The organism is Streptomyces sp. NPDC002403 (assembly GCF_053593015.1).
This window is the reverse complement of record NZ_JBSFBQ010000022.1, coordinates 72,332-97,869: the sequence shown is the minus strand read 5'-3', so window position 1 is coordinate 97,869 and position 25,538 is coordinate 72,332. Positions and strand designations below refer to the sequence as shown.

Below are 25,538 nucleotides of genomic sequence, written 5' to 3'. Positions count from 1 at the left end.
CTTTCAGTCCTGGCAGACGGTCAGCTGCGCATTCGTGGTCACCGATGAAGGGGGTTCAGGTCAGGGCCGCAGTGCGCCCGCCGTCAATGACGAGAGTGCTGCCGGTGATCCATGCGGCGCGTTCCGAGACCAGGAATCCGACCGCCTCCGCGATGTCGTCCGACTGGCCGATTCGCCCGAGCGGGATTTCGTCGGCCCAATCCACGGAATCGTTGCCGAGGTAATCCACGATCTTTTCGCGTGCCTCGTCCGCCCCTGGCGTCATTACGTTCCCGAGAGAGACTGCGACGACACGGATGCCTTGTGGGGCCAACTCGGCCGCAAGCCCCTTGCTATAGGTCTCCAGTGCGGACTTGGCAGCTGCGTAGTGCAGGATCATCGGATAGGACGCAATGGTGGCAATGGACGAGACATGTACGACGACTCCGCCTCCGCTCTCGCGCATGGACGGCACAAGTGCGGAATTGAGGCGGACCGCGGCGAGGAAGTTGATATCCATCGTGTACTGCCAGTCGTTCTCGATTTCCAGCGCAGTCTGAAAGGCCCGGCAGCCACCCGCGTTGTTGACGACGATGTCCACGCCGCCGAGATTTTCCAGAGCGGAATCCGCGAACTCGCGCACACCGTCAGCCGTACTGAGGTCGGCTCTGACGAACTTGGCGGCGGACGGGGTCTGCTCGGTCGGGTTACGGGCAGAGGTCACGACGGTGGCCCCGGCGTCGAGCAAGTTCTGCACGATCGCGGCACCAATACCGCGGCTGCCGCCGGTCACCACGGCCCGCTTGCCTTCCAACTCATTGGCAAACTTTTCAGTTCTTTCGGCAAGGCGATCTCGACTCACTCCGGGATCCGCCCCCTTTCCTGCCTCAACAGGCCTGTCCGCGCAATTGATCGATAACGGAGATCAGCTCTCCTGATGCTATTCGGAAGGAGAGTTTCACTCCGGCCGACCATGGCGACGCGGAATCACGAGGACCACTATCAACGGCCTCCCCGATACGGTCAAGCTGATTATTCCGATGCACTGCATCGCATCGTGCGATACAAGCCGGATTGACCTCTGCAAGCTGGACATCGCTATCAGCAAGGTCAATAATCATGCGCTACCGGTATGCGGCAGCAGCATTTTCCGCACAGCCAGGAGACGTCTCGTCAAGGGCTGCCCCGCACTTCCTGACGGATCAGCGCGCGGCAGTGGGACGCGTGGTGAGCAAGGTGCACACGGGACGTCCGTGTAAGCAGTGCCGACACATCTGGAGGAACAATGGCCAGCCTGGACGAGCCGTTCACCGTGGGCGACCTCACGGTCCCCAACCGGATCGTCATGGCCCCGATGACCAGGATGCAGTCCCCCGGCGGTGTGCCGGGCCCGGACGTGGCGGAGTACTACGCCCGCCGTGCGGCCCACCAGGTCGGACTGATCATCACTGAGGGCACCTACATCAACCGGGCCGCCGCCGGAGCGTACGAGAACGTGCCCCACTTCTACGGCGAGCAGCCCCTCGCCGGCTGGGCCCATGTGGTGCGGCAAGTGCACCGGGCCGGTGGCAGGATCATTCCCCAGTTGTGGCACACCGGGGTCGCACGCTTCGGGACGGAACCGCCCGCGGAGGGCCCGTCCGGGCTCGGGCTAGATGGCGCCCCGGCCGGTCGTGCCATGACCCAGCGGGACATCGACGAGACGGTGGCCGCCTTCACGGAGGCCGCCGCGGCCGCGGAGCGGCTCGGGTTCGACGGCGTGGAACTCCACGGCGCGCACGGCTATCTGATCGACGACTTCCTGTGGAGCGGCACCAACCGGCGTACCGACCGCTATGGCGGAGACCCGGCCTCCCGCGCCCGTTTCGGCGCCGAGATCGTGCAGGCGATCCGCGCGGCCGTCAGTCCGGGGTTCCCGGTTCTCTTCCGGCTCTCCCAGTGGAAGGTGAACCACTACGAGGCCCGCATCGCGGAGAACCCGGACGAGCTGGCGCAGTTGCTCATGCCGCTGGCCGAGGCCGGTGTCGACGCGTTCCACGCCTCCACCCGCCGCTACTGGCTGCCCGAGTTCGACGGCAGCCCGCTCAATCTGGCCGGCTGGGTGCGCAAGCTGAGCGGCAAGGCCACGGTGACGGTCGGCTCCGTCGGCCTGGACCAGCAGTACGGTGTGGGCGACTTCGCCCAGGGCTTCACCGAGCAGGCCGGGCTGACCGGCATCGAGGAGCTGGTGGCCCGCCTGGAGCGCGACGAGTTCGACCTCGTCGCCGTGGGCAGGACGCTGCTGGCCAACCCGGACTGGGCGGCGAAGGCGCTGCGCGGTGAGCTGGACCGGACCGTCCCCTACGATCCGGCCGTGCTCAGGACCCTGGCCTGACGGCCGTACTCCCGCTTCCGGTGTGCGGAGATCCCCAACGGTGGGCCGGCAGTTCATGAGCTGCCGGCCACATCCGTGGAGCGTCCCGTGTCACGCGGCCGAGTTCACCTGGCCGCTGACCGAAACCGCGGAGCCCAGCACTTCCAGGAAGGCCCTGCCGCGGCTGCTGAGGTGCAGATCGGGCATCATGGCCACGCCGAGGGACGAAGGCGGCACCTCTCCCGCGATCTCGACCGATCGGACCCTCCCGCCGTCCAGTGTCCTCGCATGGGCCGCGCGTTGATACATCAACGCGAACCCGGAACCCGCGGCCACCAGTCCGCGCATGGTCTCAGGACTCGTTGTCGTGATCACCTGCGGCATACGGACGCCCGCAGTGGCGAACATCGTCTCGAAATGGTGGAGTACGGCCGGGACGTCCAGGGTCACGAACGGTCGAGCGGCCAGTTCGTCCAGACCGATCGAGCCGGTCATGCCCATCGGGTCGTCATCCGCCAACAGGGCATGAACAGGCAGATCGGCCAGAGGATGAAACCTGGCACCGTCCGACAGGAAATCGTACGTGACAGCCAGTTCACACCGGCCGTCCTGCAGCAGCTCCAACAGCCTCTCCGATGCCTCATGAACGTTCAGCTGAAGAGCGGCATACCGTTCTTCGGCCATCCGGCGGACCAGGGGCAGTAGGAAGGGGGCGATCGAGAAGAAGAATCCGATGTCCAGCCGGCCGGCGGTGTCGCCTGCCAGGGCGTCGCCCTGAGCCTTCAGGTTTCTGGCCTGCCCCAGCAACGCACGTGCCTCCCGGAGCAGGTGGCGGCCGCTCGGGGTCAGGGTGACGCCGCGGGCGTGATGGCGGAGCAGCAGCTGCACACCGAGTTGGCGTTCCAGTCTCATCACAGCCGAGGAGACCGTCGACTGCGATGCGCACAACTGCTCCGCCGCCTCCGATATGTTGCCGAGCTCGGCGGATACGACGAAGTACCGCAGTTGCGTCAGGCTGAAGCCCAGCCGATCGCTCATCGCGCACACCCGGAGAGCTTCTGCTGCGCGGCCCGTCCCCGCCGGGCACGCGATTCTGCCGGAGCGTCGGGACGCGCGCACGGGCCGGCCGAATGATTCATGATCCCTCTTCTGCTTCTCGGTGGTAGGGGCGTGGGGAGCCGGGGTTTCTTCCGAGCCGATCGCATCCCGCGGTCAGAACTGCCGCCGGGAGGCGCAGTGTTCACGGAGCCATTCATGGACGGCGAGTGCGGTCGGCTCCGCGTGCTCCTCGAGCATGGTGAAGTGGTCCCCCGCCACCTCCGTCCGTACGTGTTCCAGCGGCCAGTCGGCGCGCGCGTCGTTGCCGAGCAGTTCGAGCAGCGTCTTGTCCTCCGCGGCGCTCACCAGGAGGGTCGGGGTGGACACCGGCAGCGGGCGCCAGCCTTCGAGCAACTGCGCGTACCACGCCATCGCCGTGAGCTGATCGTCGAGGACGGGCAGTTGGGGGAACCGGTCGAGCAGCCGTCGTGTGAGCACCGACATTTCCCGGATCATGTCGGTTCCGGCGGGCTGGAGCGTATCGAGCAGCACCAGAGCGGCGGGCGTAGCGCCGGCCTTCTCCAGCCGCCGTGCCAGCTCGTGGGCGGGCCACCCTCCGGAGGAGTAGGCGGCGAGCGCGAACGGCCGGCCGTCGAACCGTCGGAGCAGCGTCCCGGCCAGCCGGTCCGCGGCCGCTTCCAGGTTCACGGGAAGCGGCTCACCGGTTCCGTATCCGGGGAGGGTGACCGTCCGCACCTGGCGCAGGCCGCGGAGTGCGGCTGCGAACTTCACGTACTGGTGGGCCCCGGTGGGGGCGACGAGGGAGGGCAGGCAGACCAGGGCCGGTTCCTGATCGCCGTCCGACAGCCGCAGGGTTTCCGGCTCCGGTCCTCCTCCGGTCGCGGAGGTCGGCCGGAGCCGGGCGGCGATCGACAACAGGTCACCGGCTTGCTGTGCGGTGCCGGTCAGCACCGCGGCGCGGAAGAGCGCGGCAATGGGCTGTGCCGGTCCGGTGGCGGGAAGCGCGGACGGCTCCGGCGGCCGGAACCCGGTGTCGGAGACGGGTGTCCCCTCCGGCGCAGGGTTCAGGCGAGCCAGGAGGGCGTCCACCCGGGCGCCGCCGGTCGCCATGAAGTGGTCGGCGAGTTCCTCGATGGACTCGGCGTCGAAGAGCAGGGTGGACGCGACCTCTCCGAGGTCCTCGCGCAGCGCGGTGGTGAGCTGGAGGACGAGGATGGAGTCCATCCCGTAGTCGCTCAGCGGCGCGGAGAGCGCGATCTTGTCCGGCGGAATGCCGAGGGTCCGTGCGGCCTGGTCCCTGAGGTATCCGGCCATGGTGCCGGCCCGGCTCTCCGCATCGGTGTCCGAGGCACCGGCTGTCCCGTCGCCGTTCGGGGGCTCTGCCGGGGCGGAGCGGGGGTGCGGGGTTGCGATGGCCTCCGGCGGAGGCTCCGGGAGCGCTCGGGGAGCAGCGGTTTCCCGCCGCGCCGGCGGGGCCACTGACTGCCGGGCGATCCCGTCGCTCTCGGCGGCGATGATCTGCTGCCCGAGTTCAAGTGTCTCGGGCAGCACGGAGACGACGGAGGAGAAGCCTTCGCTCACCAGCACCTCACGCCAGTTCGCGGGCGAGAGAGCGGGCGAGCCGGGTATGCGCAGCGCATGGTCCTGGAAGAGCCACCAGCCCTCCAGCAGGCCGAACGTGAGATGGCTGGAGATGTCGAACGCCGCCAGTTCGTTCAGCAGGAGCCATCCCCCGTCGCGCAGCGCCGCCTTCGCGTTGCGGATGGTGTTCCGGGTGTCGCGTGTCGCGTGCAGCACGTTCGCGGCGATGACCAGGTCGTAGCTCCCGCTCTCCACGCCCTGCCCGGCCAGCGGCTGCTCCGCGTCGAAGCGGGCGTAGGCGAGATACGGAACCTCCGGTCCGTACTCGGTCCTGGCGTGGTTCAGGAACGCCTTCGAGAGATCGGTGTACGCATAGGTCTCTATGTGGTCCTGGAACGGGCGCAGTGCGGCGAACATCCCGGCGCTCGTGCCGCCCGTACCGGCGCCGATCTCCAGGATGCGCAGGCGTGCGGCCGGGTCCAGACGCAGCCGCTCCGCGACGATGGCGGCCGCCGTGTCCGTCATGGCGCGGTTGTACATGTCGGCCACGCGGTTGTTGCGGTACGTGCCTTCGACGAGCGCGACGGAACCGCGGGGGAACAGGATGTCGGTGGGCCTGATCCTGCCGGTGAGGATGTCCGGCAGCGCACGGAGTGCGGCATCGAGCAGGGCGAGCTCGGCCGCCTTGTCCGGATCCGCGGACCACTCCTCGCGGCGCCGGTCCCATTCACGGCCGAGGACGTCCAGCGGTGGGGCCGACGGCGGAGCGATACGGAGTGCATGGTCGAGCCAGGTGTCGTACCGCTCCAGGATTCCGGCCCGGCGGCGCAGGCCGGTGACATCGCCGCGAGTCGGCGGAGTACCGAGGCCGCGCAGGCTGCCGAGTGCTTCCAGGTGTCCGCGGACCATGCGCGCGAGGAGCGGATCGCGTTCGCTCCTGCGCCACTGCGCGATCGCGCGGATCGCCTCCCATCCGGAGGGCGCTCCGGTGCCCGCCGCAACGGCGGTGGGCGTGATGCGGGACCGTGCCCTTCCGTGGACCGTGAGCAGAGTCGCCGGGTCGATCCCCGCGATGGCTTCGGGCTTCTGCACCTTGATGAAGCTCAGTTGACGCTGCGGCCCGCGGAGCAGTGTGTCGAGTGCCTCCATCGCCTCGGGCGGCTCGATCGAGAGGAGGCCCCAGCGTGCCATGCGTTCCCGGTGGAGTTCGGTCGAGGCGCTGCCGATGCTCCCCCACCACCCCCAGTTCATCACCTTCACCGGGCAGTCCCAGTGCCTCGCGAGGAACTGGGCGTAGGCGTCGCTGAACGTGCATCCGGCCGCGTAGTTGCCCTGGCCCGCGGCGGTCGTGAACGACTGGACGGACGAGAAGAAGAGGACGAAGTCCAAGGTGTCGTCCGCGAAGACCTCTGCCATGGCCACGCTGACGTCGGTCTTCGCGGCGAGGCCGGCCCGCAGTGTCGCTTCGTCCATGCGCGCCAGGCTCTGGTCCCGCAGGTCCAGCGCCGCCTGGATGACGCCGTGGATCTGCGGATGGTGTCGCCTGATCTCCTCGTGGGCGGTGCGCAGCGACGCGGGGTCCGCGGCGTCGGCGGAGAGGTAGCGCACACTGCCGCGCCCGGTGCAGGTGCTCAGCTTCGCTCCGATCGACGCGTCCTGCGGGCGCCGGCCGATCCAGATCACATGGGCGCCGTAGCGCTGGACGACATGCCGGGTCCATACGGTGCCGAGCCCGCCCGCACCTCCGATCACGACATAGACACCGCCTTCCCGGTACGCGGCCCGCTGTGCGGTCCCGGGCCGGCACGGCACCCAGCGCCGGACCAGCCACTGGCCCGCACGGCGCACCAGAGTGTCGTTCTCCGCGTCGTCCGGAAGTGCCGACAGCCCCTCGGGGAGATCGGCGGTGTCGAGGTCCGTCCGGCGGACCGACCAGTTCGTGTACTCCTGCCCGAGCGAGCCGAAGAGGCCGTGCAGCCCGGCGTGGGCAGGTGCTGTCGGCTCGGTGTCATGCGTGGCCAGGGCGCTCCGCGTCACCAGTGTCAGGGCGAGCGGTTGTGCGTCGTGTCCTGTGCGGACGAGGGCCTTGATCATGCGGAAGGCCGCGATGACGCCGTCCTCCTGGGCCGCGGTGAAGCCGGCGGTGTCGGTCGGCAGGAGTGCCGCTTGATCCTCCGGCGCCGCACCGGGCGCGATCCAGACGAGGTGGCCGATCGGCGCCAGGTCCCGGAGCCGGAACATGATCTCGTCCGTCGAAGCGCTCGGTGCGAGGTCCCACATCGTGACCCACGGGTACTGGCGGGCGAGCGCGGAGCGCTGCCCGGCGGTCCCTCCCACCACGAGGACCTGTTCGGCAGGCGGCAGGGCGCGGGCGCCGGAGGTGCGCTCGGATACGGCTTCCCAGACCGGTGCGAACAGCGAGGGTGCCGGTTCCTTCACCCGGCGCGAGGTGTAGCCGGTCATCCGGACACAGACCTCCCCGTCGCCGTCGACGAGATCCACGTCGAGTCGGCTCAGCGCGGTCGCCGTCTCCGTGCCGTCCGCGACACGGACGACAGCCCACATCGAGGCCGTGCAGGGTGCGAAGAGTTCGAACCGGTCGAGCGCGAACGGCACCACGGTCTCCACGGAGGCCCTGCCGTCGGCGAGTTGCAGCGCGATCGAGGACTGGATGGCCGAGTCCAGCAGCGCCGGAGGCAGAACACATCCGGCGTCGACGGGGTCCGTCTCCGCCGGCAGGTCGAGCCGTGCCAGCACGGTGCCGGCACCGACGTGTGCCATGCGGACGGCGCGGAGGGACGGCCCGTGGACGATGCCCATCGCCGCGAGCGCCTCACGGACGCGTTCTGCGGATACGGCTGTCACGCACACCGCTCGGATCGACGCGAGGTCGACGCGGCCGGGGCGGGCTGTGCCGGAGGGTGCGATGCGCCCGGTGGAGAACACGACCGGGCCATCGTCCCGACCGGTGTTCGAAGCGATCTCGAAGGTGAGTTCCTCGCCCTCCGTCGGCTTCACCAGGACATCGACGCTCAGTGGCGCGCCGTCGAAGGCAACCGGCCGTACCCAGGTCATGTCGCGTATCAGCAGGGGCGTTGCCGCCTCTGTGCCCCACGCACGCGCCGCGGCCGCCCGTGCCATTTCGAGGTGGGCGGCGCCGGGGAGGACGCGCTGCCCACGCACCGTGTGATCGCGGAGGACGGCTTCGTCGCCCTTGAACACCGTCGAGGCCCGCAGTGTGCCGGGAAGGTCCGCCACCGCCGACGAGCGGTGGAGCGGCTGCCGGTCCGGGACCGGCCGGCTCAGGGGGGTGACAGGCTGAGGTGGCAAGGGCGGCGGCCCGGCCCAGTGGCTCTCTCCGGCGAACGGGTAGGTCGGCAGCGGGACCCGGAGATGGGCCCCTGCCACGAACGCCGCCCCGTAGTCGAGGTCGACCCCCTGGGCGAAGTACCCGGCGAGGGCGGTGAGGTCCGCGCGGTACGGTACGGCGTCCGCATCGGATCCCGTCGGGTGTGCGCAGCGGCGGAGGCATTCCTCGCCATGGCTCCTCTCCGCACCGGTGCCCGCGCCCGCAGCACCCCTGCGCGTCGATGCCACCTGGCCGGTGAACGCCCTTGCTCCGTCCGGCCCTTCGTCGAGGATCCGCAGCAGCTCCGTGTGGTCGGCCGCCACGCAGGCGAACCTGTGGGCGAACCAGTCCCTGCCGACGGCGAGCGTGTGGGCGAGGTCCCCCAGGTCCGGGAGGTCCGTGCGACGGCAGTGCTCCGCCAGCCGGGCCATCTGCTGAACCAGTTGCTCGCGTGAGTGCGCGGAGAGGACCACGAGATACGCGGGACGTGGCGTACGGGCACGGGCAGCGGGAGGCGCTTCCTCGATGACGAGATGCGCGTTGGTGCCGCTCGCGCCGAAGGAGCTGACCGCGCCCCGGCGAGGTCCGCCGTCGTCCGGGGCCTCCCAGCGGTGGCTGCGCGTACTCACGTAGAAGGGGCTGCCTTCGAGACCGACGGCGGGGTTCGGCCTGTCGAAGTGGAGTGAGGCCGGGATCTGCTGATGCCTCATCGAGAGGAGGATCTTGAACACGCCCGCTACACCCGCGGCGAACTGGGTGTGCCCGAGGTTCGTCTTGACCGAACCCAGCGCGCAGTAGCCGGACTTCTCCGTACCGGCCCGGAACGCACGGCTGAGCGCCGAGAATTCGATGGGGTCGCCGAGCGGGGTGCCGGTGCCGTGCGCCTCCACGAGCCGGATGGACTCGGCGTCGATGCCGAAGGACTCGTAGGTCTCGCGGAGCAGACGCTCCTGCGAAACGGAGCTGGGCGCCGTGATGCCATTGGTCGCGCCGTCGTGGTTGACGCCCGTGGCGCGGACCACGCCATGGATGTGGTCCCCGTCGGCGAGGGCGTCATCGAGTCGCTTGAGCACCAGCACACCGACGCCCTCGCCCGGTACGAATCCGTCGGCACGGTGGTCGAAGGTGTGGCAGCGTCCCGTGGCGGAGAGCATTCCGGCGCCGTCGGCCAACTCGTAGAGGCGGGGTGTCGACTGGACGAAGACACCGCCCGCCAGCGCCATGTCCGTCTCGCCCGACCAGAGCCCCCGGCACGCCAGGTCGATCGCGACGAGCGAGCTGGAGCACGAGGTGTCCACCGCCAGCGCGGGCCCCTTCAGATCGAGGAAGTAGGAGACGCGGGCCGGGATGAGGGATGCCATGTTCCCCCAGAACGCCTGAGCGGGCGCGTCGCCCCCGACGGCCTCCTGGTAGTCGCCCTTGTAGCAGCCCACGTACACGCCGCAGCGGGTCCCGCCCAGGTGCCGGCCGGCGTACCCCGCGTCCTCCAGGGCCTTCCACGCCTCTTCGAGGAGCAGCCGCTGCTGGGGATCCATGGCTGCGGCCTCGACGCCCGAGATGCCGAAGAACAGCGGGTCGAACCGGTCGATCCCGTGGAGGAATCCCCCTTGCGTGCAGCGCGCTGAGCCGTCGGCACCGGTGTCCGCGAGATCCCAGCGGGTGGCTTCCGTGATGAGATCGTCACCGTTCTCCAGATGCTTCCAGAGGTCGTCCAGGGTGTCGGATCCGGGGAACCGTCCGCTCATCCCGACGATGGCGATCGGGGCGTGGGCAGCGGGCCGTTGTGCGGGCAGGGAGCCGGGCGTGGTCCGCGGACGCGCTTCACCGGCGACGGCCGGTGGCGGGGCGGCGGGGCCGATGCCGGCATATTCCGTGAGCAGATGCGCGACAAGTCGGTCGGCGGAGCTGTGGTCGAAGACGACGCCGGTCGACAGGTCGAGCCGGAGGGTGTCGTTCAGCAGGTGGACGAGACGGACCGCGAGGATGGAGTCGAGTCCGTAGTCGGCGAACGCGAGGCCGCCGTCGACCTCGTCCGGCTCCATGACCAGCACCTGCGCGATCGTCGCGCATACGGTGCGGGCGACCCATTCATCACGTGTGGCATCGGGCACGGCGTCCGACGTGCCGTCGGGTGTGATGTGCGGCTCGACCTCTTCGGGCTGCGGTGCGGCGGCGACCGGAGTCGGGACGGGCGACGCCTCCCGGACCGGCTCCAGGTCCCCGATCCAGAACCGGTCCCGCGCGAACGGGTACGTCGGCAGGGATATCCGGCGGGGCGACGCGGCTCCGTGCAGCCGCCTCCAGTCCAGCTCCACTCCGCCGACCCAGAGCGCGGCCAGCTTGTCGTGCTTCCCCTTCCGGGCCCACCGTTCGACCAGGAGTTCCCGAAGGTCGTCGTCGGCCGAGATCTCGGCGACGGCGCCCAGGACCTGTCCGGCCGTGCCCCGGTGGAGGCCGGGTGTCCCCGCCGCGTCCCCGCTCTCCGCGTACCCGCGCAGAACCCGCAGGAGCCCGGGCAGTGAGGCGGTGGTCACCGCCAGGCGCTCCTTCATCGCCTCGCGTCCGAGCTGCAGGGTGAAGGCGAGATCCGCCAGGCCGACCGCTCCCCGCTCCGTCTCCGCGCGTTCGAGGAACGCCACCAGACGCGCGGCGGAGTGCCGAAGCCGCTCCGGTGTCCGCGCCGAGAGGACGACGAGCTGCTCGCCCTCGTCGGACGCCGGCCGGTGCGGGGCGGGGTCCGGAACGTACTCCTCAAGGATCACGTGGGCGTTCGAGCCACCTGCTCCGAAGGACGAGACCGCCGCGATCCGTGGTGTCTGCGACTCCCACGGTGCGAGCGTCCGCTGGACGAAGAACGGCGTCTGCTCGAACCTGATGCCGGGGTTCGGCTCTTCCGCGTGCAGGCTCGGAACGAGCGTGCGGTGCCGGAGCTGGAGTACGGCCTTGGTGACCCCCGCGATCCCCGCGGCGGCCTCCAGGTGTCCGATCACCGACTTCACGGAGCCGATCGCGCAGAACTGCTTCTCGTCCGTGGACTCCTCGAAGGCGAGCGAGAGACCCTTCACCTCGATCGGGTCGCCGAGCTCCGTGCCCGTGCCGTGCGCCTCGACGTAGCTCACCTCCCGCGCCGGAACCCCGGCACGGGTCAGCGCGTCGCGGATCAGTTCCGCCTGCGCGGTCGGGCTCGGCACCGTATAGCCGTGGGAGCGCCCACCGTGGTTGATGCTCGTCCCGCGGACCACCGCGAGGACCTGGTCACCGTCCGCCAGAGCGCGGGCGAGGGGCTTCAGCAGCACAGCGCCCACTCCCTCGCCGGGCACGAATCCGTCACCGCCGCTGCCGAAGCTCCGCACACGGGGCTGCGAGGACAGCATGGTGGAACGGCACAGTTCGACGTAGTCGGAAGGATGCAGGTACAGGTTCACCCCACCCGCGATGGCCAGCTCGCAGGAGCCCCGGCGCAGGTGCTCGCAGGCTTCGTGGATCGCCGTGAGCGAAGAGGAGCACATCGTGTCGATCGTCAGGCTCGGGCCATGGAGGTCGAGGACGTACGAGGTCCGGGCGCTGAGCGAGGCGAAGGAGAGCGAGGGCACGACCGTCTCACCGGACGGCAGCCGGGCCGCGCCGTGCCGTGCGTGGCCGGACTTGGTCACACCGGCGAAGACACCCACGCGCCGCTGATGGCGTCGGGCCAGCTCCTCGCGGGTGTAGCCCGCGTCCTCGATCACTTCCCAGGAAGCCTGGAGGAAGAGGCGCTCCTGCGGGTCCATGGCGTAGGCGTCACGCGGTGCGATCCGGAAGAAGTGCGGGTCGAACGCGTCGAAGTCGCTCAGGAATCCGCCCCACTTGCTGTAGCTGCGCCCGGTGGCGATGGCCGTGGCGCGGTCCGGCTCGTAGAAGCCCTCCAGCGGCCATCGGCCGGGGGGGATCTCCGTGATGGAGTCGCGTCCCGCCGTGAGGTTCGCCCAGAACTCTTCGGTGTTCTCGGCCTGCGGATAGCGCCCGCTCATCCCGATGATCGCGATGGCGTCGTCCGGCGCGGGCGGGCCCGGAGCAGGCGCTGTCCCGGGTGTGTGCCGCGCCGCCTGCACCCGGACCGCGTCGGACGGTCCGTCGGCCCGTGCACCGGGGGCCGGCGGGGTGGGTGCCCCGGCGAGCGCTCCGGCGACGGCGCGCAGCGTGGGGAATTCGTAGAAGAGCGTCGTCGGGACCTCTCCGTACATCGAGGACAGCTCCCTGTTGAGCTGCACGACCATGACCGAGTCGAGGGCCAGGTCGTCGAGGGGCCGATCGGCGTCGATGTCGTGGAGCGGGAGCTTGGTGACCCGCGCGAAGAGCTCCACGACCGACCGGAGCGTCTCCCGGTCCGGCCGCCCGACGGCCGTCTCCGGTGCAGGGGAAGCAGCGGCGGGCGGGGGCACGGACGCGGGCCTGGCCGGCTCTCCGTGGTGAACCCAGATCTGGTGCTCGCCGGCCTCGCCCAACCGCCAGGCGTTCAGGAGGGCTTCGAGTCCTTCGTCCGACTCCATCGGCACGAGACCGCGGCTGCGCCGGAGGTACGCGCGGGTCGCGTCGTCGACCGCCATTCCTCCGTCCTTCCAGAGCGGCCACGCGATCGCGACCGTACGCCCTGACCGTTCGCCCGCCGCGACGCGCGTGTTGCGGCGGGCGGCGTACTCGCCGAGATAGCCGTTGGCCGTGGCGTAGTCGGACTGACCGGGATTTCCGGTGACTGCCGTACCGGACGAGAAGACGAGAAAGGACTCGATGGGCAGGTGCGCCGTGGCCCGGTCCAGGTGCACCGCGCCGTCGACCTTCGGGGCGAGGACCTCGTCCCACTCCTGAGTCGTCTTGTTCGTGATGTACCCGTCGTGGATCACGCCTGCGGCGTGCACGATTCCGTGGATCGCACCCGTCTCCCCGCCGACCCGCGCGACGAGATGGCGTACCTCCTCCCAGCGGGAGACGTCCGCGACGGCGTACCGGGCCACCGCACCGGCTTCCCGCAGCTCGGCGAGGAGTCGGCCGATCCGGGCATCCGGTGCCGAGCGTCCGACGAGGACGAGCGTCGGGCGTACGGCGTCCCGTGCGATCCGGCGGGCGACGACGGCGCCGATGCCGCCCGCGCCTCCGGTGATCAGGTACACGCCTCCCGAGCGCCAGGGCGTGCCCGTGCCTTGGGCCGCCCCTGGCACCCAGGTCCGCACCTGGCGCTCCGTGCCCCGGTGACGGACGAGTGCGTCGTCCGCGTGCCGGGCGTTCTCCAGGACGATCGCCGCGATGTCGTCCGCGTCGCGCCCGCCGTCGAGAGCGAGGACCTGCCCTGCGATGTGCGGGCGTTCGAGCGCCGTCGTGCGCAGAAGCCCCGCGAGCGCGGGACCGACCGCGTCGTCGCCGTCCGCCGGTGTCACGACCTGCACGAGGGTGGCGCCGTCGCGCGCCTGCCCGGCGAGCGTCCGGACGATCTCGAAGACCTGGCGCGAGAGGTCGGTGAAGCGGGTCTCCGGGCGCCGCATGGTGGTCGTGACGGCGTGGCAGTGGACACTCGGCAGGCGGCGCTCCACACTGTCCCGCAAGGCCGCCGGCGCTCCGCAGAGGATCACGGCGTGATGCGTGTACGGGGTCTCGTCGGCCAGGTCCCGCGACGCGGGCTTCGGCGTCCAGCGGGGTACGAACAGCGTCGTGCCGGCCGAAGGACCTTGTTCGGCAACGCTGTTGACCTTCTCGGCGCCGCCGGGGAGCCAGTACCTGTCGCGTGCGAACGGGTACGTGGGCAGGTGTGCGCGCCCGGGCAGGGCCGAACCGGCAGCCCCGTACAACCGTCGCCAGTCGACCTCCTCCCCTGCGCTCCAGCGCTCGACCACGCCGACGAGGCCGTCCCGCGCCGACCAGGCGCCGTGCTGCGGCCCGCTCGCCGATCCGCTGATGAACTCCCTCAATTTTTGACCGAGTTCCCGGCGGGAGGAGACGACCCAGCCGACCCGTTCAGCCATGGCTTCGCGCCCGGTCTGGAGCGTCCACCCGATCGAACGGAGCGCGGCAGGACGGGGTGTGTCCTCCAGGTGGGCGAGCAGGTTCCGCGCCCGCTCCCGGAGCTGCTGCCGGGTACGCGCGGAAAGGGGTACGGCGACCTGGCTCCCGGGGCCGTCGGCGTCCTGCGCCGTACTCGTGTGCGCGGCCTCCCCGGTGTACTCCTCGACGACGACGTGACAGTTCGCACCGCCGAATCCGAAGCTGCTGACCCCCGCCCGCCGCGGCGCGAGCTCACCGTCACGGTCACGGGGCCGCTCCCACGGTTCATTGGCGCGCACGATGCGGAACGGGCCGCCGTCGAGCTGGATGTAGGGGTTGATCCGGTCGCAGTGCAGGCTCTGCGGGAGGGTGCCGTGTTTCATCGCGAGGACCACCTTGAGCAGCCCGGCGATGCCTGCGGCGGCTTCCAGATGACCGATGTTGGTCTTCACCGAGCCGAGCCCGCAGGTGGCGGGGCCGTCGCTGCCGAGCTGCCGGAACGCGGCCTGGAGCGCGCGCACCTCGACGGGATCGCCCAGGGCCGTGCCGGTGCCGTGGGCCTCCACGTAGCCGATCGTGCGGGGGTCGATGCCGCCCATCGCCCGCACCACGAGGTCCGACTGCGCGGTTCCGTTCGGTGCCGTGAGCGAGTTCGCCCGCCCGCCGTGGTTCTCCGCGGTCCCGACGATCACGGCGAGGATCGCGTCCCCGTCGCGCTCCGCGTCGGCGAGGGGCTTCAGTACGACGGCACCGACGCCCTCGCCGCGTACGTATCCGTTCGCCTCGCTCGCGAAGGTCTTGCACCGTCCGTCCGGACTCAGCATGCCGGCCCGCCCGGCGCTGACGAAGGTGTCGACACTGAGCAGGAGGTTCACCCCGCCCGCTATCGCGGCGTCGCACGCCCCGGAGCGGATGGCCTCGACGGCTCTGTGGACAGCGACGAGCGAGCTGGAGCAGGCCGTGTCGACGGGCTGGCTCGGGCCGTGGATGTCGAGTATGTACGAGATGCGGTTGGCGAGCATGGAGTGGGCGTTGCCCGTGGAGGTGAAAGCGTCCGGTGGGGTGCCGTGGGCCGCGAGCAGGGTCGCGTAGTCGGTCCCGGAGACGCCGAAGAACAGCCCTGTGTTCGCCGGCAGGCCGGACGGGGCGTAGCCGCTGTGCTCCACGGCGTTCCAGGCCGTCTGGAGCGCCAGCCGGTGCTGGGGGTCCATCAGCTCGGCCTCGCGCGGCAGGATGCGGAAGAAGGCGGCGTCGAACGCGTCCACGTCGTCGAGGACGGCGGCGTGGTGCGGAAACTCGGCTGCCTCCGCGATCCGTGCATAGGCCGTGTCGTACCGGTCGGGGGGGAAGGCCGTGACGTGGTCGGTCCCCGCGGCCAGGTTCGCCCAGTACGCGTCCAGATCGGGGGCGCCGGGGAACCGGCCCGCGGCTCCGATGACGGCCACCGGCAGGGGCGTGTCCCCCGGCGCCGGGCGCCGTGAGCCGGCCGGCGCGGGATCAGGAGCCGCGGTCGTCTCTTCAGCCGTTCCGGTCGTCCCGCCACCGGGCCGGCTTCCAGGACCCGGGGCGGGCTCCCCGCCGGGGTCCGGCGGGAGTGACCGCTCGTACGCCGCGCGCAGCAGGCCTTCGTGCTCCGTGAAGAGGTACCTGCCCAGCGAGTCGAAGGTATTCCGGTCGAAGAAGACCGCCGGGGTCAGGTCGATTCCGAACCGCTCGCGTACCTGCTTGGACAGGGTGACGAGCGAGATCGAGTCGAAACCGAAGGCGTCGAAGCCGGTACGGGAGTCGAGTTCACCCAGCTCGAACTTGAGAATGCCGCCCGCCATCCCCCGCAGTTCGTCCACGGCGAAGGAGATGACGCCGTCACTGTCCTCCCCCGGTGTCCCCCGGTCCGCTGCTTCGGCTCCGTCCACCGCTCGTTCGCTCATACCCTGGTCCTTTCGCGGTCCTTCGTCATCGCCGCACCACATGTCGGAGAGCACGCCGACCACCCGGCCGTTCCGGTCCAGCAGGCCGACGGACCCGCCGAGGCCCTCTGTGCCGGCGGTCACGTCGAAGACGACGTAAGCGACCTCGACGCCCCCGCCGCTCCCGTCGGTGAAGAGCCGGACCTCGTCGATCCGGTGGGGCACGGTCCGTGCCCAGTCCGGTGAGCCCTGCCGCTTCGCTTCGGACTGGAGGCCCTGCGCGACGGCGGCGAGGACGTGCGGAGCGAGGGTGACATGCGGCTTCACATGGTCGCGCTGGAGCTCGGGGGTGCCGACCTTGAGCACCAATCGCCCGTCCCGCAGGCGGAATGCGGCCGCTGTGCCGCTGAGTTCCGGCGCGTATCCGATTCCGCCCTCCGCGAGTTCCGCGAGGAATTCTGCCGGGGAGACCGGCTCCGCAGGGTCGGGCGCGAGCACATCGGCGGCGATTCCCGCGAAGGAGCCCGTGCGGGGGTGGCCGGACAGCGGCGTACGGCTCTCCTCACCCGCCGGCACGTCGAACGCCGCCACGGGCATCCGGGTCCCCGCGGCGTCCTCCGCGAACACGAGTCCGGAGGCCCGCTTCCCGTCGGGGAGGTCGAAGACCGTCACCAGGCGGGCGGCGGTCGCCCAGTTGACCGGGCCCAGGAGGCGGAGCCGGCGCACGACCGACCCGTCGGCGAATCCGGAGACCTTGGTGGCGGCGATCGCCAGGTCGATGGCGAACGTCGGGACCACGCCGCGCTTCTTGTCCTGCCGCTCCCCCGAGGTGCAGCCGTAGTCGAGGAGATCGTCCAGGTGCACGTCGAGTACGTACCGCAGCCCGTCGGCGTCCGATTCGTTCCTGCCGAGGAACGGGTGGAGCTTGTCGCGCAGCGCGAGCGGCTCGATCACGGACGGCGCGCCCTCCTCCGGGGTGACCCAGCAGCGCACGCGCTCGAAGGGGTACGCGGGGAGAGAGACCCGCCGGGGTGCGGGTGCTCCCCCGTCTGCGTCGCGCCAGTCGACGCTCCTGCCGCCCACCCAGGTGGTCGCGAGCTTCCGGACGGCCTCGTTCCGCGGGCCTCCGCTGGCGAGCGCCGCACCGAGGTCCCGGTCTCCGGCCAGATAGCGGTCGACGGCGGCGACGGCCTCCCCCGTGGTCTTCGCGAGGAACGCCCAGCGCTGCGGGAGCTCGTTCTTGCCGACGCGGAGTGTGAACGCGATCGCCGCGGGGTCCGTCTCCGTTCCGGCGGCCAGGTATGCGCGGAACCGGGTGAGACATTCCTCCAGGGCCGAGTCATTCATCGCGGAGAACACGAAGAGTTCTTCTCGCCCGCCCTGTGCGCCGCGCGGATCGCGGTCGGGCCGCGGATACTCCTCAAGGATGATGTGCGAGTTCATTCCTCCCGCGCCGATGGAAGTGATCCCCGCCCGTCGGGGATGCGTGATCCTGCGTCCGTCCACAGTTGTCACCGCGGGTTGCCATGCGGTGAGCTGCCGCTGCAGACGGAACGGTGTACGGGAGAAGTCGATGTCCGGATTGGTCACCGAGCTGTGCAGCGAAGGTGCGAGCTTCCCCTTCTGGAACTGGAGGACGACCTTGGCGATACCTATCATTCCGGCAGCGTGCAGAAGGTGTCCCATGTTCGACTTGACGGAGCCGATCGCGCAGAACTCGGTGTCCTGTGTGTACTTCTGAAAGGCCGTGGTCAGAGCCTTCACTTCGATCGGGTCGCCCAGTGATGTCCCCGAGCCGTGAGCTTCCACATAGCTGATGGTCCGCGGATCGACTCCCGCGTCGTCGATCGCCTTCTCGATCGCCCGCGCCTGCATGCGCGGGCTGGGGACGGTGAACCCGTTGCGCACCCCCGCGTTGGCGAGGGCCGTTCCCCTGATGACGGCGTACACGTGGTCGCCGTCGCGCTCGGCCTCGACGAGCGGCTTGAGGACGAGGGCGCCGACGCCCTCCCCGAGAATGGTCCCGTCCGCGCCGAGACCGAAGCTCCGGATGACATCGGAGGTCGCCGTCGTGAAGTGCTCCTGCGACGAGCTGATGAGGTTGTACGGGTGCAGCAGCAGGTTCACTCCGCCCGCGACCGCCATCCGGCACTCGCCGGCCCGGAGCATCTGCACGGCCTGGTGCACACAGGTGGAGGACCCGGAACACATCGTGTCCACGAATATCGAGGGACCGGTGAATCCGTAGAAGTACGAGAGCATGTTGGGCAGCGTCGCCGTGTAGCTGCCGCTTGCCGGGGAACCGCGCTTCAGACCGTTCTGAAATCCGTACAGGCCGTAGTGGTTGCTCATGGAACCGGCGAGTACGCCGACGTCTCCGTCGTACTGCCGCTGGATCGTCTCGCGCGAATAGCCGGCGTCTTCGAGCGCCTCGACGCCCGTCTGCAGGAACAGGCGGACCTCGGGCGACATGTTCTCCGCGTCGCGCTTGGAGATACGGAAGTAGCGGGGATCGAACATCTCGATGTCCCGGAGGAAGGTTCCGGTACGGATGGTGCTCTTGCCCAGGACACTGCGGTCGCTGCTGTAGACCGCGTCGTGGTCCCAGCGTTCCCGGGGTACTTCGCGGAACTCGTGGCGGCCCTCTCCGAGCACGTCCCAGAGTTCGCCGAGGGTTTCGGCTCCGGGGTAGGTCCCGGAGATACCGATGATCGCGATGTCGTGGTGGTCGTCGCGCGGCCGGGGTGCGGCAGCACTGTCACGGGCGGCGGGCGTGCCGCCGGTGTCAGGAGCGGACGGTACGGGTGCGGCGGGGGCCGGCGCGTCGTCCGTCCCGGCCACAGGCACTGCGGCTGCGGCTGCCGGCGTCGGGGCTCCGGCGCCCAGGATCGCGGGCAGCTTGTCACGGTGTTCCGCGATGAGGTGACCGGCGACGCCCTCGATGGTCGTGTACTCGAAGAAGATCGTCTTGGACAGCGGGCCGAAGAACACTTCGAGCGACGCGGTCGTCTCCAGGATGGCGAGCGAGTCGATCCCGTAGTCGACGAGGTTGACCGTCTCGTCCAGCGTCAGGGGGTCGCGGTGCAGCACCCCGCCCACGACGCGGCGCAGGAGAGCCGTCGTACGCTCCGTCAGCTCCTCCTCCGCGACGGGAGCCGCGGGCTCCATGGCTGTGGTGCCCACGGGTACGGAGCGGGGCGCTTCCGGGGGCGGGGCGGCCGTGAGCCTCGCTGCGGGGCCGTACGCCACCACGGTGTGGGCGGGCGCGTCGCGCAGTACGCCGCCGAGGACCCGGAGGCCGTCCTCCGTCGGGAGGGGTTCCCAGCCTCGGTCCCGGCGCATCGACTCCCGCGTCACGGGGTCCATGGACATCCCGCCGTCGGCCCACAGCGGCCAGCTGACGACTGACGTCCTCCCGCTCCGCTCACCCATGTCCGCCAGTGCCCGGCGATGGTGGGCGAAGGCGTCCAGGAAGGCGTTGGCCGCCGCGTAGTCCGACTGCCCGGAGCTGCCGAACACCCCCGCCACGGAGGAGAAGGCGATGAAGAAGTCGAGCGCGAGGCCGCGCGTGGCGGCGTCGAGGTTGAGAACGCCGTCGACCTTCGGCTCCAGGACCGCCCGGACGTCCGAGGCGTCCTTGGTGAAGAGGTATGCGTCACGGAGGACGCCCGCCGCGTGGACGATCCCGTCGATCGCCCCGTGGTCCCGTGTGATGGCGCGTGCCGCACGGTCCACGTCGTCCTTCGAGCCCACGTCGACGGGGAGGTAGTGTGCCTCGACCCCCGCTTCCCGCAGCTCGCGCAGAGCCGTGTCGCTCGCGGCTCCGGGCGCCGAGCGGCCGCTCAGGACGACGACGACGCCCGCACACCGACCGAAGTACCGCGCGACATGCAGCCCCAGGCCGCCGAGACCGCCCGTGACCCAGTAGATCCCGCCCTCCTTCAACGGCGGGATCTCCGCTCCTTCGCCCAGGACGAATCCCACGGGCCGTGCCGCGTGACGGGTGCCGTCGGCCCCGTAGCGGATCTCGCAGTCGGCCGACCGGTCCGCCGCCTCGGCCCGGAGGATGTCCGCGATCCGCTCCGGCGGCGCGGTGTCGAGTTCCGCGACGCGTACGACGCGGCCTGTGACGCGGGGGTTCTCCAGAACGACGGTCCTGAACAGGCCGGCCAGCGGCGCGTGATAGTGCCGTGGCAGCTGATCGTCCACCAGGACGACGAACCGGTGCGCTCCCCCGGGACTCGACCTCACCAGCTCCGCGACGTGCCGGAAGACCAGGTCCACCACGGCCCCGACGCCCTCGGCGACATGGCCGGGCGCCACATCGGGAAGGCGGGCGAGGCTGAAGCCGGTCGTGCCCTGCACGACGGCGGCGTGTGCGGCGGACCGTCCGCCGAGGTACCCGCGCACGGACGGGCCGGGCGTTGCCCCCTCCTCCTGGACGACGAGGGGCGTCCGCACCCAGGGAACGGTGGCGGTGACGATGTCCGCGCCGGTTCCGCGCCCGGGCTTCGCCCCGTGCGTCCGCTGGACAAGCCCGCGCAGGCCGACCCGCACCACGCCCTCGGGGTCACAGAGGTCGATGTCGAACACGTCGAGCGTGCTGTGTCCTTCGCGGCGCCGTACCCACGCCCATGTCTCCGACACACAAGCGCCGTGGACCGTGAGTTCCTCGAACGCGAAAGGCAGTGCCGGGCTGTCGGCAGGCTCCCGTGAGGTCTCCGCCAGGAGCACGAGCGAGGACTGGAGAGCCGCGTCGAGCACGCTCGGAGGCAGGACGTATCCGGCGTCCGCCGCCTCGCCTCCAGCGGGCTTCCCGATACGCGCGATCAGCTCCCGCGTCCCCAGCCGGAGCTCCTTGAGCCCGCGCATGGCCGGCCCGTACTCCAGGCCTCGGTCGTGGAACGCCGCGTACACGTCCACCGGGTCGCGCTCAGCGGGGCAGGCTGCCAGCAGCGCGCCGAGATCGACGCGATCCGGCTCCTGCGGCCCGACGGCCTCGACGACTCCCGAGCTGTGGACCACGGCCGGGTCCGTACCGGTGAAGACCTCGAAGGCGAGGCCGGCGCCGTCCTGCGGGGTGAGCCGGACACCGACCTCGACCGGCGCGTCCCGTACGACCAGCGGGCGCGGCCATGCGACGTTGCGGAGCCGGACGACCGCCGGCTCCGCCGCGCCGGGCCCCACCGCGCGCGCGGCCGCGGCCCGGACCATCTCGACGTGAGCGGCCGCCGGCAGCACACGGGCACCGCCCACCACGTGCGAGGCGAGAAACGGCTCCTCTCCTGTGAAAGTCGAGCTGTACCGGTGTCCGGCGGGGCCGGAGGTATCGGCGTGAACCAGTGGATGCGCGGCGGCAGCGGTGTTCGCCGCCGATGGTGTCGCGCCTGCCTCGACGTCCTTGTGCGGAACGCTGTACCAGTGCCGCTCGCGGGCGAAGGGATACCCGGGCAGCCGCACACGTCGTGGACGTGGCCGGGGTGCGCCGTGACCGGATTGATCCGTCCAGTCCGTCTCCCCGCCCCGTACCCAGAGTGTCCCTGCCGTCCTCAGCTCGGCCAGTTCCGCTTCCGTGCCCTCCACCGTCCCGCCCAGGTGGAGTTCGCCCGCCGCACGGGTGCCGTCCGTGAAATCCCGCAGAAGCGATTCGAGTTCGGCGCGGTCCGCGACCGCGAACGCGACCCGGGCGGGCATGGGCTCGCGGCCGACCCGCAGGGTGTACGCGATGTCGGCGATTTCCTGCGACGGGTGCTCGCGCAGGTGGATGAGCAGATTGCCCGCGACCGCGCGCAGCCGCTCCGGCGTCTTCGCGGAGAGCGGCAGGAGCTGCGGGCCCCGGAGGAGCCCGTACTGCGCACCCTCACCCGTTTCATCGCTGAGATGTTCCTCAAGCACGACATGCGCGTTCGTACCACCGAATCCGAACGAACTCACCCCGGCCCGCCGTGGCCGGATCCTTCCGTCCGCCCCCGGGGCCGACGCGGCCCAGGGCCGGGTGTCGCGGATGATGTGGAAGGGGCTGTCCTCGAGCTTGATGAGCCGGTTCTGATTCCGGAAGTTGACGTTGGCGGGCAGGATGCCAAGTGCCAGCGAGCTGATCACCTTGGCGATTCCGGCGACCCCGGCGGCCCCTTCCAGATGCCCGATATTGGTTTTGACAGAGCCGATTCCGCAGCTCGCGGGCTGGGCGACGGTGCCCTGTGCCGCGTGCAGGTTCCGGAAGGCTTCCTTCAGAGCCATGATCTCGATCGGATCACCGACGGGCGTTCCGGGGCCGTGCGCTTCGATGTAGGTGACGGTCTCCGGCCGGATCCCGGCGCGGGTGTAGAGCCCCTCGATCAGATTCGCCTGTGCCGTCGGGTTGGTGACGGTGAGCGACTGGGTCCGGCCACCGTGGTTCGTGGCGACGCCCTTGATGACCGCGTGGATGGGGTCGCCGTCCGCGAGGGCCCGTGCGAGGGGCTTCAGGAAGAGCACTGCTCCGCCCTCGCCCCGGACATAACCGTCGGCGCTCTGGTCGAAGGCGCTCGCACGGCCGGTGCGGGACAGCATGCTCGCCTGGCTGAACGCGACGAAGTGCTTCGGCGACCAGATCAGGTTGACCCCGCCGGCCAGGGCGACGCCGCACTCGCCGTTGCACAACGCGCGTACCGCTTCGTACACCGACACGAGCGAACTCGAACATGCCGTGTCATTGGTGATGCTCGGGCCCTGGAAGTCGAAGTAGTAGGAGATGCGGTTCGCAATGATCGAATAGGCCGTGCCGGTGGGGAAATAGGCGTCCGTCCTCACCCCTTCACGTTCCATCATCTCCGCGTAGTCCGCATGGCAGACGCCCATGAAGACGCCCGTCTCCGTACCGGCGAGGGCACTAGCCGCATAGCCTGCGTTCTCGATCGCCCGCCAGGCGAGTTCGAGAGCCATGCGCTGCTGGGGGTCCATGCTCTCGGCCTCGCGCGGCGAAATATTGAAGAACTCGGCATCGAAGCAGTCCGCATGCTCGACAAAGCCTCCCCAGACGCTGTTCGTCTTCTGGGCCCCGAGCCTCGGATCACCGAAATACTGGTCCTTCGACCAGCGTTCCGGCGGGACTTCCGAGATGAGCGACCGGCCCGCGACGAGATGCCCGCCGAGCTCCTCCAGTGTCTCCGCTCCGGGGAATCGCAGAGCGAGCCCGATGATCGCGACATCATCCGTCGCGGGCGCCGGTTCGAACGTACTCATCGGATTCCTCCTGCAGCGGGGAGGTCGTGGCCGGCCGGCTTCGATCCCCGTGATCTCCGTTGATCGATGATGGTGCCCACCTTGAAGTCGGCCTGCGCTGCCGGGTCCTCGGGCACTCCCTGTCCGAGCACGAACTGCTGATTGAGGACCGCGGTCGACAGCAGATAGACGAAGGCCTGGTCCTCTTTCGTACTGATGTCACCCGTCGGCGTGGACATGACCTTCTTGACGAGCTTTCGGGCGAACACCGGATCGATACCGGAGATCTTCTCCAACTCCTTCGCCGAGAGGAGAAGTTCCAGGTAGTCGGGCTGCTGCTGCTTGAAGACTGCCGCACCGGGAGCGCGGTACGGCTGCTTCCGGCGAGTGAGGCTCGATTCCGGCAGCTCACCCCAGAATGCCTTCTTGAGGATGGCCTTTTCATCGAGACCGTCATCGAAACGCAGATTGATCGACGCCGCCGCGCGGACGACCGCCGGATCGAGGAACGGGCACCGGTTCTCGACACCGTGGGCGAGACTCATGCGCTCTCCCTGGGTGGAGAGGAGATAGCCGGGCAGCAGCGTCTTGAATTCGAGCCACTGCGCCTTTCGAACCGGGCTCAGCGCGGCGTAGCCGGGTGTCGCGTCCGTCAGCGCCATGAGGTCCGCGAACGGTTCGTCATGTTGTCTCAGCAGACGTGCGGCGAAGCGGCCGTTCTGGTAACGGAGTTCGTGGGAGAAGAGGCCGGGCAGCCGTTCGACGGCGAACTGCTCGAACAGTCCCTTCATCCGCGCCCGGTTCGCGGGGCCGAAGTGGCTCAGCTCCGGGTGGAGGCTGCCGAGCCTGGCCATCCGTTCGTCATCCGACAGTTCGCTCCATGAAGCGCGCAGCAGGGTCTCACGGAAGAGCGAATAGCCGAGGAACGCCTCATCGGCACCCTCACCACTGAGGATCACTTTGATCCCGGCGTCCCGCGCATGGCGGGACAGAAGGAACATGGGGACGAACGCGGCACGGAACGCGGGTACTTCCGCGTGATACACGGCAGAAGGAAAGTTCGCGGCGATATCGGCACTCGATACGGCAATGGACGAGTGGCGGGTCCCGAGGTGCGAGGCAACGACCTGCTGGCTGCTCGACTCGTCGAAGACCGCGTCGTCGAACTCCACGGAGAATGTGCGGACCTCGTGCGAGGAGAGGTCGGTCGTCAGCTTGGTCACGATGGAGGAGTCGAGGCCGCCGCTCAGATAGACACCGACCTCGACATCACTCCTCAGCCGCATCTCGACGCTCTCACGCAGGGCGTCGCGGACCAATGCGGCCGCTTCCCGTTCAGAGCCGGCGAACGGCGGTACTTCGAGTTCGAGCTCCGCGTAGTCACCCAGAACCGCCCGCCCGCCGCGAACGGTGAGGTAACACCCCATCGGGAGCTGGCGGATGTGCTTGAAGGGGGTGCGGTCGGGCAACGGCGTCCATATCGCGAAGGTGGAGGCGAGTTCGTGCGGGTCGAGCCCGAAACGGAACCCCTGGAACGCGCGGAAAGCCTTCATCTCGGAGGCGAAGAGGAATTCCGCGCTCCCGCCCGCCTGGGCTGCGCAGCCCTCGCGGTCGACGTAGAAGAGCGGCCTCTTGCCGAATCTGTCACGCGCCAGGAACAGGTCTCCCGACCTCACGTCCCGGATCGCGGCCGCGAACGCGCCGTTGAATCTGGGCAGGCACGCGGGCCCCCATTGCGCCCACGCCTGCAGGAATACCTCGGTGTCGGAGCGAGTGCGGAACCGGCGGCCGAGCCCTCTCAGTTCCTCACGGAGTTCGATGTGGTTGTACAACTCGCCGTTGAAGCAGATCCAGTAGCGTTCCGTCGGGTCGGCCATCGGCTGGGCGCCCGTGTCGAGGTCGACCACCGACAGCCGTGCTGTGCCCATGGCGATGCCGTCGTCCAGGTAGTAACCCGCCTCGTCCGGCCCTCGGTGGCGGATGAGCGACAGCATCGAGGTCATCACCTCCGGCGTCTCTCCGGCGCGGAGCGAGGGCGCGACGAAACCTGCGATTCCGCACATGCGGGGTCTCCTTCTCCAGTGATCGTCGCGGT

At 69.9% G+C, this 25,538-nt stretch carries 5 protein-coding genes; 1 reads left to right on the top strand and 4 read right to left on the bottom strand.

All coding sequences use genetic code 11. The features are described from left to right. Nucleotides 1-55 precede the first annotated feature (55 nt). Nucleotides 56-841, bottom strand: coding sequence for an SDR family oxidoreductase (locus ACWCPY_RS23620; RefSeq protein ID WP_451267973.1), 786 nt, complete (start codon nt 839-841; stop codon nt 56-58). A gap of 423 nt (nt 842-1,264) precedes the next feature. Between ACWCPY_RS23620 and ACWCPY_RS23615 the strand changes: the two genes are divergently transcribed. Beyond that, a complete protein-coding gene (locus ACWCPY_RS23615; protein WP_451267971.1) occupies nt 1,265-2,353 on the top strand; it encodes an NADH:flavin oxidoreductase in 1,089 nt (362 codons plus the stop codon). Nucleotides 2,354-2,443: 90 nt separating this feature from the next. Here ACWCPY_RS23615 and ACWCPY_RS23610 read toward each other — a convergent pair whose 3' ends face one another. The 3 genes from ACWCPY_RS23610 to asnB form a co-directional block, all read right to left on the bottom strand. Next, nucleotides 2,444-3,370 (bottom strand): LysR family transcriptional regulator, encoded by a 927-nt coding sequence (locus tag ACWCPY_RS23610; protein ID WP_451267969.1) that lies wholly within the window; start codon nt 3,368-3,370, stop codon nt 2,444-2,446. A 174-nt stretch (nt 3,371-3,544) separates the two neighbouring features. Further along, nucleotides 3,545-23,464 (bottom strand): SDR family NAD(P)-dependent oxidoreductase, encoded by a 19,920-nt coding sequence (locus ACWCPY_RS23605; protein WP_451267967.1) that lies wholly within the window; start codon nt 23,462-23,464, stop codon nt 3,545-3,547. Beyond that, nucleotides 23,461-25,506: an asparagine synthase (glutamine-hydrolyzing) gene (asnB, locus tag ACWCPY_RS23600; RefSeq protein ID WP_451267965.1), complete on the bottom strand. Its 2,046-nt coding sequence runs from the start codon at nt 25,504-25,506 to the stop codon at nt 23,461-23,463. The genes ACWCPY_RS23605 and asnB overlap by 4 nt, the downstream gene beginning before the upstream one ends. Nucleotides 25,507-25,538 lie beyond the last annotated feature (32 nt).